The sequence below is a fragment of the Sorangium sp. So ce394 genome (assembly GCF_051474665.1).
GTDB lineage: Bacteria > Myxococcota_A > Polyangia > Polyangiales > Polyangiaceae > Sorangium > Sorangium cellulosum_D.
In genome coordinates this window covers 10914839-10930257 of sequence record NZ_CP150339.1, presented here as the reverse complement: position 1 = coordinate 10930257, position 15419 = coordinate 10914839, and the positions used below count along the sequence as shown (strand labels likewise).

The 15419-nt window shown below is 64.9% G+C and carries 8 protein-coding genes; 4 read left to right on the top strand and 4 right to left on the bottom strand.

Annotated features, from left to right (window positions below; all coding sequences use genetic code 11):
• Positions 1–154 precede the first annotated feature (154 nt).
• From WMF33_RS40345 to WMF33_RS40330, 4 genes are all read right to left on the bottom strand, one after another.
• A complete protein-coding gene (locus tag WMF33_RS40345) occupies positions 155–4828 on the bottom strand; it encodes a phosphorylase family protein (RefSeq protein ID WP_437333592.1) in 4674 nt (1557 codons plus the stop codon).
• 916 nt (positions 4829–5744) lie between these two features.
• Positions 5745–6632 (bottom strand): FRG domain-containing protein, encoded by an 888-nt coding sequence (locus WMF33_RS40340; RefSeq protein ID WP_437333591.1) that lies wholly within the window; start codon positions 6630–6632, stop codon positions 5745–5747.
• Between the two features lie 836 nt (positions 6633–7468).
• Positions 7469–8386 (bottom strand): helix-turn-helix transcriptional regulator, encoded by a 918-nt coding sequence (locus WMF33_RS40335; RefSeq protein WP_437333590.1) that lies wholly within the window; start codon positions 8384–8386, stop codon positions 7469–7471.
• A 119-nt stretch (positions 8387–8505) separates the two neighbouring features.
• Entirely contained in the window at positions 8506–9615 is a 1110-nt protein-coding gene (locus WMF33_RS40330; protein WP_437333589.1) for a sigma-70 family RNA polymerase sigma factor, read from the bottom strand.
• 349 nt (positions 9616–9964) lie between these two features.
• Here WMF33_RS40330 and WMF33_RS40325 point away from each other — a divergent pair, with 349 nt between their 5' ends.
• The 4 genes from WMF33_RS40325 (at position 9965) to WMF33_RS40310 (ending at position 15327) form a co-directional block, all read left to right on the top strand.
• The gene (locus WMF33_RS40325) at positions 9965–10987 is read left to right on the top strand and encodes a PEGA domain-containing protein (RefSeq protein ID WP_437333588.1); all 1023 of its coding nucleotides are present in this window, start codon (positions 9965–9967) and stop codon (positions 10985–10987) included.
• A gap of 15 nt (positions 10988–11002) precedes the next feature.
• The gene (locus tag WMF33_RS40320; RefSeq protein ID WP_437333587.1) at positions 11003–12634 is read left to right on the top strand and encodes a hypothetical protein; all 1632 of its coding nucleotides are present in this window, start codon (positions 11003–11005) and stop codon (positions 12632–12634) included.
• A gap of 37 nt (positions 12635–12671) precedes the next feature.
• Complete coding sequence (locus WMF33_RS40315) at positions 12672–14222, top strand: hypothetical protein (RefSeq protein ID WP_437333586.1); 1551 nt, start codon at positions 12672–12674, stop codon at positions 14220–14222.
• A gap of 658 nt (positions 14223–14880) precedes the next feature.
• Positions 14881–15327, top strand: a complete 447-nt coding sequence (locus tag WMF33_RS40310; protein WP_437333585.1) for a DUF2147 domain-containing protein — start codon at positions 14881–14883, stop codon at positions 15325–15327.
• Positions 15328–15419 lie beyond the last annotated feature (92 nt).

The following is a 15419-nucleotide window of genomic DNA, read 5'->3' as shown; positions in this document are numbered from 1 at the left end:
CGAGCAGCAGGGGCCATCGCCCCACGGGCTGGTCGAGGTGCGGGATCTCCTGGCACAGATCCGGCTGCTCCGGCCGCGGGAGCGCATCGTCCTGCTCCTGGCGTGCTCAAGCGCTGGCGTCGATTGACGTAGATCCCGGATTCCCGGTCAGCTCTCATCTTTTCTCCTGAGACGCGGCCCGTAGTATATCGTACCACGTCAAACCAAGGTATGAGTCGTCTGAGCGTGGCCCCTTGACACCAAGCGCCTCAAGTTTCTCAAGAACAAGAGAGATCCGCACAAGATTCATTTTTGCTGTAGCAGTCATTGCAATCAGACGGGGGATGGTAAACGTCGCCGTCTCAGGGGCGTCATCCAGAACCGACGACTCCTCGCTGTCAAGTGACGCTGCAAGCTCGATATCCGACTCGGTCAACGGCACAGCTCCCCAACCAAACAGGCCGTATACATTAGTAAGGCGCTGCAAAAACTCTCTTGCACGCGATTTGTCGTATCCCAGCAAATACCGGTTTTTGGCTACAAGTACTGCCAGTTTCAACCGAGTCTTTGGGCGGATTTTCTTTCGCGAGGAACCCCACACACCCGGCTCCTCTACAATCAACCAGTCCTGATCGGAAAATTCTGAAACGCATCGAATGTCTTCGTCGCTCCAAGTGCAAGAAAGACCCATCGCATCGGCAACCCGTCTTACATCGTCGGCTAGTGCGACCGCCGGACGCTCGATAGTACGCGATAGCTCACACAAGGCAGCAAGGTCGACCACGTTGCGGGACTCAATCATCCTCAGCATTTCGTCGGAGAAAACTTTATCGATTTCTCTTGTTGCCGGGCTTCGCCGTCGCTCGCGCCTGATCGTAACTTCGCCATCGACAAGTCTTGCCAACATCGCCTCACGGTCCGGTGCTACACTATCTAGAAGATAGGACCGATCAAATCCGCTCTGCAGCATGTGAACGTGCAGCAACTCATCTTGACGAAGCGGCCCAATGGCTCTCGCTAGCTCAACATCAACCTCGACAGTCCATCCAAGCATCTCTGCTATCCTACGATAACCGAGCATGGCCTCGTCCAGCCCCATGCCGGATTTGCTACAGAATAGAACAACGTCTCGCGTATTGATTCGAGGTCCCGCCCATGGCGTTGTAAAGAGGCCGTGACTCAGAAGCCACGCATCGTAGTCGGATAGCACATATTCTTGCGAGGAGACCGGAACAGTCCAATCGATATCTAGCAGTTGGCGAAATCGATCCATTCTTCGTGAGCAGACATGAACCGCCTCTCCGCTTAGCCAGCTCATGTATGCAGGAATCGGGACCGAATTCTTTACTGCTATCCCGTATGTGATGGCGCACGCCTCGGGGACTCCCAGCTCGATTTGTCCCAAGGCGTCCCAGACAATTTGGGGAATATTGGTAATGTTGCGCTGTACCTCAGTTGGCACATTTCGCGCCTCAAGCACAAATGGAGGCTGCTCACGAGCATCCGGTGAGTATCGGGCCAGCTTCCATAGATTCATCAGCGTCTTGCGATAGTTGCGATAGCTGGCAAACACGAACGTGTCCAGCTCGACGGGAGGGAAATATCCCTGCGTTACCCGTTCTGGTAACTCACCATCGGCCCGCATCCAATGCAGGGTTGCATCCTGCAGCCAGCACTTTTTACCTTCGGTGAGTACCCGGCTGGCCTTATGACAGGCACGCGGATCCCAGTGCCAGAGGTCAGTCAGAAAGCCCTCGAACACCTCGTCAGGAATATCATCGATAGCTTGATGAACCCGCGCCTCAATCAGTCCTCGAATATCTGAACGAATTTTGCGGCGATCGAGTGAGAGCTTGGGCGTGAGGCTTCCGGCGAGATTAACTATGAAGCCCGGCGTCACAGAGTCTGTGACAATTCCATCAACTAATACCCTGCCAAAACTCTGGTATTTGCTCGGGTCATTGTCGTTTCCTCGTTTTCTGGATCGAAACGTGGTAATTGGCTCCGCCAGTTGTCCAGCGTCCGGACGTTCACCCGGTGGTTTGACTACCCACCAAAAGGACGGTTCTGGACCTCCTGCCGCGACTGAAGTGCACAGCCATGGAGCCAGTTCGTGCGCAGCCAATTTAAACTCATGTCCTCGGTAATCTCGAACGCTGACGGGCACTTCCGAGAACCACACATGCTCTCGAATCGCATCCACACACGTGACCGTTCTTCCAATCCGTCCAGTCATCTCACTCGTGATCGGTTGACGCAACCAAAGCCTCACACGAGTGCCTGCATCGAGAAGCGCGGACGGGCTCTCGCCGCGTTCCCTAGCACGCTCCTTCTGTGCCGCACGCGCTTCCTCCGCCGAAAGAGAGATGATCCGGAAGAATGACGCAGCAGTAGGCACTCGTACGAAGAGACGTCTAGGCTCGTACTCTCCAGAGACTCCAAGCCGGCTAGTCTCAATTTCTAGCTCGTCGGCAACGAGAAAATAGCTGAATACGCCGATACCAAACTGGCTGTTCGTATGAACATCAATCCCATTAGCACGCCATTCTGCCACCTCGCGACGAAACTCATCCGTGTTCACGAACCGTCGACCAGCCATCGCAAAACATGAGGCCACGATGTCGCGGTCCATGCCAATGCCGTTATCTTCACACTCGACGTATTCCCTGCCTTCGCTTGTGCGCCCGTGATACATCCGAATGGCTGGAGCGTACGGAATGTTCAGATATCGACTGCGTCCCAGTCGATAACGGCAAGCATCAAGTGCATTTTGAAACAGCTCTCGGTAAGCGAAGGACGGATCTCCCCAGAGATCTGTTCCCATGAATAGGCGCCGAGCGTGGTCTGGCGCGAGCGCGAAGCTTACATGAGGAGTCGTGTAACGAGGGTGACCATCAACGAGACGAGGATGCGGCTCCGCCCGAACGACCGGAAAGCCGCGGTGAATAGTTTGAGCAGCATAGCTCGAAAGTTGCGCGCGGTGGCCGCGCAGATCAGAGTCGAGGTGCTGGGCGATCTCATTGATCGCATAGTCAAATACAGGTTCGTCGCAGGTGGCGCGCAATACCCAAGATCCTTCACCATCAGACTCAATGGACAAGTCCCGAAGCTGAGCAGCAACGGCCGTCCAAACGTCCGACAACTGCACGGCATGCTCAACGACTTCTGGGCTGAGGACATGAGCCCCGAAAACTCGCGACGTCGAAAGCGAAAGAAGACACGCAAGGAGCCGCCACCTGATGTCGAAAGCATGAACACCAAACCGGAATGTGCCGTTCTCGGGAAGATTCGTGAATTGGGCGATATTTCCAAAAACAACTCGTGCGAGAGTGGGAAACAACGGATCCGCAGCTAGCCAGCGCGCAAGCGGGACATCTGGACTGAAGCTTCGGAACGTAAGATCCGACCATGTACTTCGTTGCTCATCAATGAATCGCAGCATGGCCCACCGGATGACCATACGCTCAGATGTTTCGGGCAGGCCCCGTTCGAGCAAGCTTTCTGCCACAGGAACCGTTTCAAATAGCTTGTGAGGCAGGGCATTGGCTTCGTCGCTACCAGCTACAAAGTATCGTTTTGTAATCGTTTGATGTGCTGCTGATACTAAGAATGGGAATGCGAGTGCAATTAGCTGCTCACCGAAATTTAGATCCGCGTTCCATGCGTCTAGTACTGTGCCGAGGGCCTCCGTTGCTAAGACGGACCAAGGGCGTTCGGACGGCCAAGCGGCATCGAAGCGTTCCTCTACCTGAGACTCTACAGAGATCAGAGCATCAAGCTCCGAAAGCAGAAGGCCGCCGTCCTCACATGATGCAGCCGCCTTCACGGCTCGATCGCGAAGCGCGCGTGATAGCGACAAGAGGGGCTTGTAACTCGCTGCTTGTGTGTCAGCACCTTTGCCGTCGTGAGGCGCCCCTGCAGATCGAGTCTCCTCGAGTAGGGCGCGGGCGTACGCAGCAGCAATCATCGCAGCGTACCCCTGCCAGACATCGCTCTTATGGCCGTCGCAGTAGTCGCAGGTGCCGCGCACGACGAAGTAGCCGGCTCGCTGAAGCCACGACGCGTCGGCCACGCCAGAAGCTTCCATCTCAACGGCTTTTACTCCGAACGTAGAACGTAGTCGCTCACGAAGCTTCGCATTTTTTAGCAGTTTATTGCCTGATGCTATGCGACCTGAGAAGACGCGAGGCATGCCGGCTTGTCGGCTCGAGTCAAACGATCGCTCGATGACGACAGATGGATCCTCAGCGCTGTAAAGCAAGTCAGGTTCGGTGGGGCGTCGCGCCCACGCGAGACTGCCAGCACGCAAAAAATGCGCCTCCCATGGGCGCCGACCTAGCAACACCCCAGTGCGCAATTCCTCGGCCGCAGCAGCGAGCCTCGCCGAAGGTGGACGCGGCGGGTGACGTGGCTCAGATTTTACGACACCATCCTTGAGAACCTCCTTGTCATAGTCGTACTGAACTACTCCATCGCCGTTACAAACAACGATATCGCCGAGGCGCACGTCCGCCTCTTCTTTCGTTGGATCTGGAACCGCTCCGGCAATTCCAACCATGATGACGGTCTCGATGCGAGGAAATCGTTCAAATAGGATGGTGGCATTGGCGGCAGCCAGGTTCTCGCCAGCTGAACAACGTCCGAGCACAACGACATGAGATCCGCCATCTTTCGAAGGGACGGTACCGAGCCAGTACTCTCCAGGTGCGTTGCCTGGTGTAGAAAACGGCACCGGGTTGTCAAGCATCACTTCAACAGCGGCCTGCTCGTGAGGCAGGGCCGTTAGAATGGCGACCGTCGCATGAGGCGCCAGCGACTGACCACGCGCGCGAGCGTCAGGAAATACCATCCCACGGATCATATCACAGTGCTGCGACTGACGTATGGCGTTCGCAAGTGAGCGATTGACCGGTGCCGGACGCATCTGGGGAAGGTTGCCGTGGCCCAGGCGGCGCCACCCGCAGCGAGGGATCCCGCCGCGGGCCGCATCCTCACGCAGCCGATTCTGCTGGCCTGGTCCCGATGTACGCCAGCGTGCCAGCACGCAGGCTCGGACCCGGGGTCGGTCCCGCCGGCCTGGTGCCCGCCGTCGAGAGCCGTGGAACCCCGTACCCTGGTGTCACCTGCCGCGCCCGATTTGTGTGGCCCCGCCCACATTCGTCTGCGCAGCAATCCACCCTTGCTAAAATTTGTCAGGGCACACGTGGGGCACACGCAAAAGAAGGACACGGCTCTCGCCGTGTCTTCTTAGTGGAGGTGCTGGGAATCGAAACGCCTGCCGAGGGGGGGATCCGCAGAGATCGCGTAGGTTTTCGCATGAAGCGGGAGCCGCAACCGTGCCGTCGATGGCGGCTGACTGCGCGGAATGTCGTCGGGCAGACGAAACTGGCGGACCCGCGGACGGTGCTTCCGTGCCAGCTGGCGGAGTGCATGAAGGCGGCGCTCGCGGCGGGCGACGTGAAGGCGGCGCGCATCGCCCACGAGACGGTCGGGCGCCTGCTCGGCTCGGCGCGCCGGGGGCCGACGCGGGCGGTGTCATCGACCTCGCCGCCGAGCGCACCCGCCGGGGCGGGTAGTTCCCGCTGCGGCGGCGCTCGCGGCGGGCGACGTGAAGGCGGCGCGCATCGCCCACGAGACGATCGGGCCTGCTCGGCGCGCCGGGGGCTGACGCGGGCGGTGTCGTTGACCTCGCCGCCGAGCGCACCCGCCGGGGCGGATAGCGGAGGACACCAGCGTCATCGCGGGGCGTCTATGTCCTGCCGTCGTCATTCCCATAGCGCACGCTCCCGCATCAGTCTCACTACGCCATCGGGGCCAGGAAACATTGAAGCCCCGTCGATTCCTTCTTCATGGAGCAACCGAAGCAGCTTCGGCGCCTCTATGGTTGGCAGCGTCAAGCGTCTGAGAGCTGGCGCACGGCCGACCTTCTGCTTCATGTGGGCAAAAACTCGCTCAAGCCCTTGATCGTTCTCGTCAAAGTGCAATGTAAACAAGCCGGCTTGGGCATGCAAGTTCGGATTCGTTTCGCCCGGCGCCTCGTAGAAACGAAACGATGCGCTGTATTTTACAGGGCTGTCTCGAAGAAGAGCCCAGACAGCTAGGTGGGTAGCCGATCCACGCCGCTCCTTGTTGGCTGCTGGTTCCGCTGCGAAGTAGGCAGCCACCCATGCACGCCTGGTCCAATCCAGCAACAGTGTTGGAAGGCCATGGTGCTGGGCCAATGCCATCAGCGGGAAAGCCTCAGGTAGCGGCTCAGCAGTTGAACTAATCTCGCTCATCTCGAGCCTTGTACCCCCCCCCCCCGGAGATTTTGTGGGGATGACTAGCCCGGAGCGATCCAGCCCTTCTCGAAACTGTAGAAGCAGTGCTTCTTGCAAGCGAGCTCGGAGGCTCCACGTGGCTTCGGAGGTTACGCCGCGTCCAGAAGGGGGAGACGGATCTTGAATGCCATATTTCGCAAAAACGCTGATATCGCGAGCAGCCGTGGGAGCCAGCGACCACTCAGCATCCGCCTGGCCACGATATGCCCATGCGGACGCCTTCGAGTTCCAACGCGAGTGCCTTGGGCTCAGTGCTTCCAAGAAATCGTGAGCCGTGGGACAGTGATGGTCTTCGACGCTGTCTTTGGGCGCCGGAGTATCAGTCTCTTTCATTGCTCGTGCCCGGACGCTTTCTGGTGACTGCGAGGTTCATTCGAGTCGTGGAGTAAATTGGCATTGGTCTCTGGCGGTACCGCTGCGCCGCGTGGTCAACCGCGCGCACGGCGACTGACAACAAGACGACCGTCTGTTGTCAGATACCCGAGCGGCGCGCTTTGGTCGTCGCCGAGCATGGGTATTGATTGCCATTCTCATGCTGACCACGTAAGCTCGCCGGACAAGCGAACTGACGCCAGCGTGCGCTGGTAACACCACGGGCGGCGTGGCCGAACCCCGACAACCCGAGGTCCGACATGTCCGTTATATACTTACGACCTCTGATGGGCTAAGGAACCGACCCGCCTTCAGGACGGGCCCCCCGCCCGCCCGCTTCCCCATTCTGCAGACGGGCCCGCCGGCCTACTGCAAACGCGCAGGTGAAGCGCCCGCGGAAGGGCGCGCCAGGGGCGAGGCCTGGGCCGAGCCGGCATCGGTGCGCTCGCGGAGCCAACGACACGGGCGGCCCTCAGCGCAGCCGCTCCCGCTCCCACCGCACCTGGTCCGCGATCGCGTCGTCCGCAGCACGTACGCCCCTCGACGAACAGCTCTGCGTGAGCGGGGTTGTCCAAGTCGAGGCCGAGCCGGCGCAGCATGGCTCGGTCGCGCGGCGGCACGGAACGGAGGATCGCGGCGGCGGAGTGGGGGTAGCGAGCGGGACGCACGCTGCGAGCATACCAGACGCCGCGGGCAGGCCGCGTCGCCGCGCAGCTGGCTCGTGCCTCGCGCAAGCGTGTCCAGGCAAATGTGGTGCGCCGTGGCTCGAACGCGCCACCGGCGGCAAGCGACGCGGCTCAGTCGGCTTGGATTCCTTCGGCGTAGACGCTTCCCACGCCCGGCAGAGTCGTGTTCAGGGGCGGCCCCTCGATGTCCTCCCAATCGGCGCCGCGCGCAGTGCTGGACCCGCCGTCGTCGCGCTGTACGGGGAAGCTCGTCAGCCTGGCAGCACGCCGCTCGGGCTCGGCCCCCGAGCTTGCGCGGGACGGGAGCGGAGACCGAAGCCGCGGCTGTGGAGGCGACGGGAGCTTGGCCCGCGGGCTCCTGGCGACCAGATCGGGGATCGCCACCACAGGCGGAGGGACATCGGCCGCGCGTTCGGGAACCGCAGCTGGACCCGGCCGTGCGGAGGTCGGCGCCGGCGCGGCCGGCGCACGCGCCGAGTTCTCGCGCTTGGTGGCGGGCTCGCTGAGCTGGATCAGCTGCGTCTCCTCCGCGTCTGTTCGATAGTCGTCATACAGACACCAGAGGAACTCCCAGTACCGAGCAGGCGTGCCGGTGAACGCCTCTAGCTGCCTCGCGAGGACGGGCGTGATCGGGAGGTCGCTCTTCAGCAGCCGCTCCAGGTCCCTCGGAACCAGCCCGGTGCTCTCGGCCAGCTTTCGTTGCCAGCCGGGGATGGTGGCGCAGAACGTCTCGAGGACGCGGCCTGGCAACGGCACCGGGCGCGCGCGTGGGCTGGTTATCGCCGCGATGAGCGCATCCACGTGGCAGTCCAGCAGGCGCTGGTGTCGCCGCAGCTCGCGCTCGGCGTCCTCCTTCGCGTCGGCGAGGGCCGACTCCTCGTCCTCGTGCCTCTGCTCGCCGGCCGCGCGCAGCCCGCGCTCTCGGCCTAGCGCTTCGCGCGCCGTGACAGCGAAACCGATCGCCACACAGGCCATCATCGCGAGACCGAGCGGCGAAGCGAGCCACATCGCACCGAGAATGTCCTCCATTGTACGTTGCCTCCTCGTCGTGAGCGTTCGTGTCCGACGCAAGGCGGATCTCGGCCTTGTGCTGCCCAAAGGCATCACCAGCGCCGCCGCCTGCTAGCTGTCGAGCGACAGCCGATGAGTCAGCGAAGCTGCTTGAGCAGCGCTTCGCGCTCCAAGGCGAGCCACCCTTGCGGGAATTCCTGCTTGTGCATCTCGAGCAGCTGGCGCGCCTCGAGGTCGGCGAGGGCGGTGTGGGCGTCCAGCGCGCGGCGGGCGTCGCGGATCAGGCGCCGCTCGCGCTCGCTGACGGTGGGGTGCACGGCACTCCTGGGCGCCGCGCTTCGGCGCACGACACGCCCGGGCACCTCGCCACGGGGGGGAGCCTTGGCCGACGCCGCGGGCCTATCCACGGCGGCCAGGCCGCCAGCGTCGCCTTGCTGCGCGGACGGCTCCACCTTGCGCGCGGCTGGCGCACCGATCTCGGCGGTGGCGCTCGGGCCGCCCTCTCGGGCAGACGCGGTGACCTCCTGCGCGGCTGGCGCGGAGCCGGGCGCGCGAGCCACCGCGGGCAACAGCCAGGGTTCCAAGCTGTGCGACAGCCCGGAGATCAGCGCGCCTGTCAGGATGACGAGAGCGCCCTGTGCCAAGATCCTGAAGACCAGGCGCCGCAGCGTGGCCAGCCACGACTCGCGACGGTAGAGGCTGAGCGCCACGGGGACGCACGCCTCTGCGTCCCGTCCCCGTGCATGCTGCTCGGCCGTATAGCGGCGCTTCTCCTCGGCGAGCTCCTCGAGCGCCCGCCGGTGCTGCGTCTTCACCGCCTCCCTCGTGAGGCCGAGCTCGCCGGCGATCTCGGCGAGCGGGATCTCCTCGAGGTCATGCTTGATCAGGAGGTGTCGATACTTCGGGTCGACCCGGTTGATCAGGCGGCGCGTGAGCGCGTGGCGCTGGCTCCCGCGTACCAGCTCCTCTGGATTCGGGCACTCGGCTCGGAGCTCGCTCTCGTCGAACGATGTCAGGACCTCTCCGCGCCGGCGCGCGGTCCGCACATGGTCGCGCGCCCGGTTGATGGCGATCGTGACGCGGTACGCCGCCGCGTCTCCGCCCGGCGCAATCCGCTGGTCCGCTTCCAACCCGCGCAGGAGCGCGTCTTGCGCCACGTCCTCGGCGTCGCGTGCCGGAACGCCGAGACGCCTCGCGAGGCGCCGGAAGAGCTCGAAGCTGCTGGAGATGCTCGACGGGTTGCCCACGCCGGTAGCACGTCTGAGCGACCCCCTCGGGGTCAGCAAAATGCACGGCCGCGATCACTTTGGTCGGGCAATGTAGCGCAAGGTACTACATATCACCCGGGTCGGCTGGAAGATCGCCGACACATGGGACGGATGATTCGATTCCGCCATGCTCCTGTAAATTCTCTCCTAAAGCGCTGCTTCCAGCATTTTCTCCCGGTTGACGTCGCGTGCTCGGCGTAAGTATCGTCGTTGAATGCGTTGCGGTGCGCACCTGTTGTCCATTTTGCTTACGCTTGGCGCTTCAACGGGGTTGGTCAGCTCGGCCGATGCTCAGCAGCGGTCTCCGGCCTCGGGGAGAAGCGACGGGTTGAACGGGTTGACGGTGAAGGAGCTTGTTCGCCGTGCTCGGAAAGCGCGCGATCGCGGCAACTGGACGCAGGCCTACGAAGCCTACAAGGCGGCCCTCGATGCGGCAAACGTGCCGCCCGGCATGAAGCTCGACCGCGCGGACGTCGACCGCGGGGCGCTCGATCCCGCCGAGATCGCCGGCGAACTAGGCCTCTGCGAGCTCGAGCTGCGCAAGTACCGTGACGCGGCGGAGCACCTGACCTGGAGTCTTGAGCGAGACTGGGCGCTGCCGAGTCAGCTTCAACAACGATTCCTGAACGGCCAGCGGAAGGCCGCGTTTTACGTCGTCGAGCTCGTGCTCTCCGTCGACCCGCCGGACGCCGAGATCCTCATCGACGGCCAGAAGATCAGTCGGACCGCGCGGACCTACAAGCTGTTCCTCGAGCCCGGGCGACACATGGTGCGGGCCCGGGCGCCGGGTCGCGAGGACGGCTTTCACGCGTTCAACGGCGAGCCGGGCGACAAGCAGGAGATCTCGATGAAGCTCTCGGGCCCGGCGGTGAGCAGCGCCGGGGAGGCCCCGGCCGTGCCGAAGACCGCGAGCGCTTCGCCCGCTGTGCGCCCGAAGGCGCCCGGACCGTGGGCGTCCTGGCCGGGGACGCTGCGCATCGGCGGCATCGGCTTGACCGCGGCAACCGCATCGCTCGGCGCCGTGTTCATGGTACGCGCGAGCACAGCGGACGGGGACCTCGACGAGAGGAACGAGAAGCTCGACGCCGCGGGGGTCTCGCGAGGCGTGTGTCGGGAACAACCGAAACCGGCGACCTGCTCCGAGCTGACGCGTCTCCGACGAGACCGCGACCTCTTCGCCGGGCTCGGCACGGCGATGGTGGTGACAAGCGGTGTCGTGGGCGCTGCGACGGTGGCGTCGTTCTTCACGGACTTCTCTCTCCTCCCTACTGAACCCACGAAAGCTCGGCTCGCGCTGATTCCGACGGTCGCGCCGGCACAGATCAGCCTCGTGGCACACGGCGTGTGGTAATCAGGGAGCACGGACATGCCCTTTCCTGATCTTCGACAAAAGCGGCTGCTGTTGGCGCTGGGTGCCCTCTCTACGGTCAGCGCTGGCGGCCTCTCCGGGTGCTACTACGGCGATAGCTGCGATGACGAACGCATCTGCCTATCAACGCCCAAGTCGCTCTGTGATGGCCACCCAGCGACGGCGCCGGCGCTCGACGTGTGCGGGGTGTTCGTCAGTGAGCTGCTGGGCGACGACGACAACCCCGGCACGAAGAGCGCGCCGGTCAAGACACTTCAGCATGCGATCGGGCTGGCCGCGAGCGGTCGACGCGACGGCGAGGCGCTGACGCGGCGCGTGTATGCGTGCGGCGGCTTGTTCGAGGAGGCGATCTCGCTGCCATCAGGGGTCGACCTCTGGGGCAGCCGCCTTTGTGACGACGGCGGCGATTGGTCGTATGAATGGTCGGGCATCGGGCCGAATGCGTCGACCATCATCGCACCGCCTGCGGGGATCCCGGTGCGGGTCCTCGGGGTGGAGGATGCGGCGCTCGCGGAGGACGACGCGACGTCGGGGATCGTCGGCGTACGAATTGTCGCGGCGGACGCCTCGGCGCCCGATGGCAAGTCATCGATCGCGGTGATTTTGAGCACAGGGGCCAGGGCGATCGTGCAGGACAGCGTGATCGTCGCGGGGAACGGCAAAGACGGGGAGCCGGGCAAGGACGCGCACACCGAGCGGGCGACGGACGGCGTGGAGGGGAACGACGGCGCGTCCGCCTGTACGGCGGATCTGGTGACGGGCGCCCTCCCGGTCGTCACCGTGTGCGACGATGGCACAGAGTCGACGGGAGGCTACGGTGGCGACGGCGGGCTTGACGTCGGCGGCGATGGCGCACCTGGACAGCCGGCGCCCGCGGAGGTTTCGGAGCGCGACGGCCGCGGAGGGGTCGGCGCGGACCTCACGCGATGCCGCATGGGGCGAGATGGCGCTTACGGCGTCGACGCCGTTCGCGCGGATGGCGCAGTGGGCGTGGGCCACCTCGGCAAGGACGGATGGATCGGCGTCTGGGGCAAGGACGGGATGCGAGGCGGCACAGGCCAGGGAGGCGGCGGCGGTGGCGGCAGCAAGTCGCGTGGCTCCATGGTCGCGTGTCGGGCAGGCGGCCCCCAGGGGGGTGCCGCCGGCGGCTCGGGAGGCAGCGGCGGCTGCGGCGGTCGGGGTGGCGATGGCGGTGGCTATGGCGGGGCGAGCATCGGAATCGTTGCGCTGGACGGCACGGAGCTCACGATCGCGGCCAGCGACGTGTTCACGGGCAAAGGCGGCCGTGGCGGGGCGGGCGGGACGGGCCAACCAGGCGGCGTCGGGCAGCCTGGTGGCCCAGGGGGCCTTCCGTTCGGCCCTGACATGTGGCCTGCGTGCAGCGGCGGCTACGGGGGCAATGGCGGTCGCGGAGGCGATGCCGGCGGCGGGCTCGGCGGCGCATCCGTCGGCATCGCCTACGTCGTGCCCAATTTCGCCGTTCGACCCGGGACCAACATTGTTGCCGGAGACGCCGGAGAGGGCGGCCCCGCGGGAAACACGAGTCCAGGCGACGACGTGGGCAAAGGCGCGCCCGGCCCGTGGGGGGAGCTATATCGTTTCGGTCCGTCAAGCGAGCCGCCCCAATGATTCGCGCTTCGCGAGACGCTGCCAGCGAGGGATGCCCATGCGACTGAGTTCTGCGCTCCTCTTGGTCTTTCTTCTGCCGCTCGCCGCCGGTTGCGGCACGGCGCCGGGGGCGAACGACCCCGACGGCGCGCCGCCGTGTGACGGTTCATCGACGTGTGCAGGGGATCCGATCCCCGATTCGGTCTGCCTGGAGCATCTCGCGGCGGGGCGGGCAAAGGACGGCTGCGGCGTCTTTGTCAACCATCCGGTTCTCGGCGGTGACGACGCGAACCCCGGCACGAAGGACAGGCCGGTTGCTACCCTCCCACGCGCCATCGCGCTGGCGCGCACCGGGCGCGGTCGCGTGTTCCTCACCGGCAATGCTTTCGTGGAGTCCATCACGCTGCCCTCCGGGGTGGATATCTATGGAGGCTTCGACTTGTTGGAATGGGAACGGCGGCCGGAGCCTAAACTTCCGGAGCACGCCATGGCCAAGCTCGGGTCCCCGCTCGGGCACATCGCGCTAACCATCGCGCCGGCGCGGGCCGACGACACCGGGGCTGCGGACGGGGTCTCGATCATCGACCATGTCTACATCGCCAGCGGGACGGGCATCGCGGTGCTCGTTCGGTCGGACACCGCGGTGGAGATCGTCGGAAGCTTGATTCGCCCCGACGGCGGACGGGGAGGGCACCCCGGCGAGCCACGGCGGAGCCGGGCAGCGACGGGACCTGACGGACAATATGGGGCAGACGCGTGCTCCGCAGCGACGGTCCCGGGCGGGGCTCGGGCGGTGAATTCCTGCGAGGGAGGGATCCCGAGCGTAGGTGGCAAGGGAGGCGACGGGCTCGCCGACGACGCTGGAGATGGGGAGGACGGCGAGCCCGTACCCCAGCCGAACCCAACCCACGATGGGGAAGGAGGACGTGGCAACCGGGCAGACGGTGGTTGCAGCAACGGCGTCCCCGGGCAAAGCGGCATGTGGGGCGCCGCCGGTGTATCGGGCGAGGGCCGCGGGCGGATCGATGAGACCGGATGGCACGGCGACTCGGCCGGCGACGGCATCCGGGGGATGCCGGGCCAAGGCGGCGGCGGGGGCGGCGGGCGTCGCGGCGGGCTCGCGGTGTGCGGCGTGGCCACCAAGGGAGGCGCTGGCGGCGGCTCTGGAGGCGCGGGCGGCTGTGGGGGGCGCGGCGGCCGAGGGGGCGGGAACGGGTACCCGAGCATCGGGATCCTGGCGCTCCACGCCAAGGTGACGGTGCGCAACAGCGTCATCGAAAGTGACGAGGGGGGACGAGGCGGCGACGGCGGGGAGCCGGAGGAAGGCGGCTACGGCGGCCGAGGCGAGCCAGGCGGCGCCGTGGGGGACGGCACGTCGTCATGCCAGGGTGGCAGCGGCGGCCGAGGCGGGGACGGCGGCTATGGCGGCCCCGGGCGCGGCGGCGACTCGATCGGCATCGCCTACCTCGACGAGGACCAGCTCACGCTCGAGGGCGTCACGTTCGAGCTCGGTCCGCCCGGCAAGGGCGGCATCAGCTGGAACCACGATGGCAGCATGGTAACGGGGGAGGACGGCACGCGGATCGAGACGCTTCGGTTTCCTGAGTAGGAGACCGGCTCGTCCTCTCGGCCAAAGCGGCCCGCGTGCGCCTGAGCGGACGATGCGGCTCATGGCCAGCGTCCCTCCGCTCTTCAGGTTCAGCGAACCGACGGCCCGGAGATAGGCATTGTTCGGGTCGTCGCCGGAGAAGAGGTAGATGGCCTGCGCGGCGAAGAAGGCCGATCCGTCGAGCGCCGGCACGGTAGCCGCGACACTGCCGAGAGCGACCGGAAGGTAGATCGGTCGCCGCACGGCGAGCTTCGCCTGTTTCACCGCCGAGGGTGGCTCCCGGTGTGGCCCAACGGGGCGCCCTGCGCCGCCGCATCGCCTGCGGTGAAAGGTTCGTGGCATCACCGGTCCCACGGTACGGCCACGCTGCACGCGCTGGTTGACCTAGAGAACCTTACATGACCGCCTCCGTCGGCGAGAGCGCACCCGCGCAGGACGGACGCGCGCGGCCGAGGCGCGGGCCATGGGCAGCCTGGCCACGGCGGAGCCAGCCCCCCCAGCACCAACCGTGCGCTGGCCACCAAACGTCCCGGCGCCCCGCTGCACGGCGCCGTTGCGGTCCACGAGCCCGCCCGGTACCCTCGGAGGAAAAATGGCGTCCACCGCGCCAGGGCCGAACGCCGTGGCTTCGCAGACCGTTGAAAGGAGTTCTGACGACATGAAGAGGTTCTTGGCTCTTTCTGCCGCCTTGGGTTGCTCCCTCGCCACCTCGCTCGTGCTCGCGGATCCTCTCCCCGTGACCGGCCAGTGGCGGACGATCGATGAGCAGGGGGTCGAACAGTCGGTGGTAGAGATTTACGAGAGGGGCGGGAAGATCTTCGGCAAGATCGTGAGCCTGAAGCAGCCGCTCGACGCGAAGGGGAAGCCGAAGCTCTGCACCGCCTGTGAGGGTGCCGACAAGAACAAGCCCCTCGTGGGGCTCGTCATCATCAAGAACATGGTCCGCGATGACGACGAGTACGATGACGGTACGATCCTGGATCCGAACAACGGCGAGACCTATAGCTGCAAGCTCGAGGCGATCGAGGGCGGGAAGAAGCTGAAGGTGCGCGGCTTCCTGGGCATCTCCCTCCTCGGCAGGACCCAGACCTGGGTGAAGAAGTAGAAGGCTCTTCCTCGTCGTGGGCGCTCTGGTGCCTGCGCCGCAGCCGCGAGCCGGACGAGCTGGTGCGGTACCCTCGCGCACGGTCCTCGCTC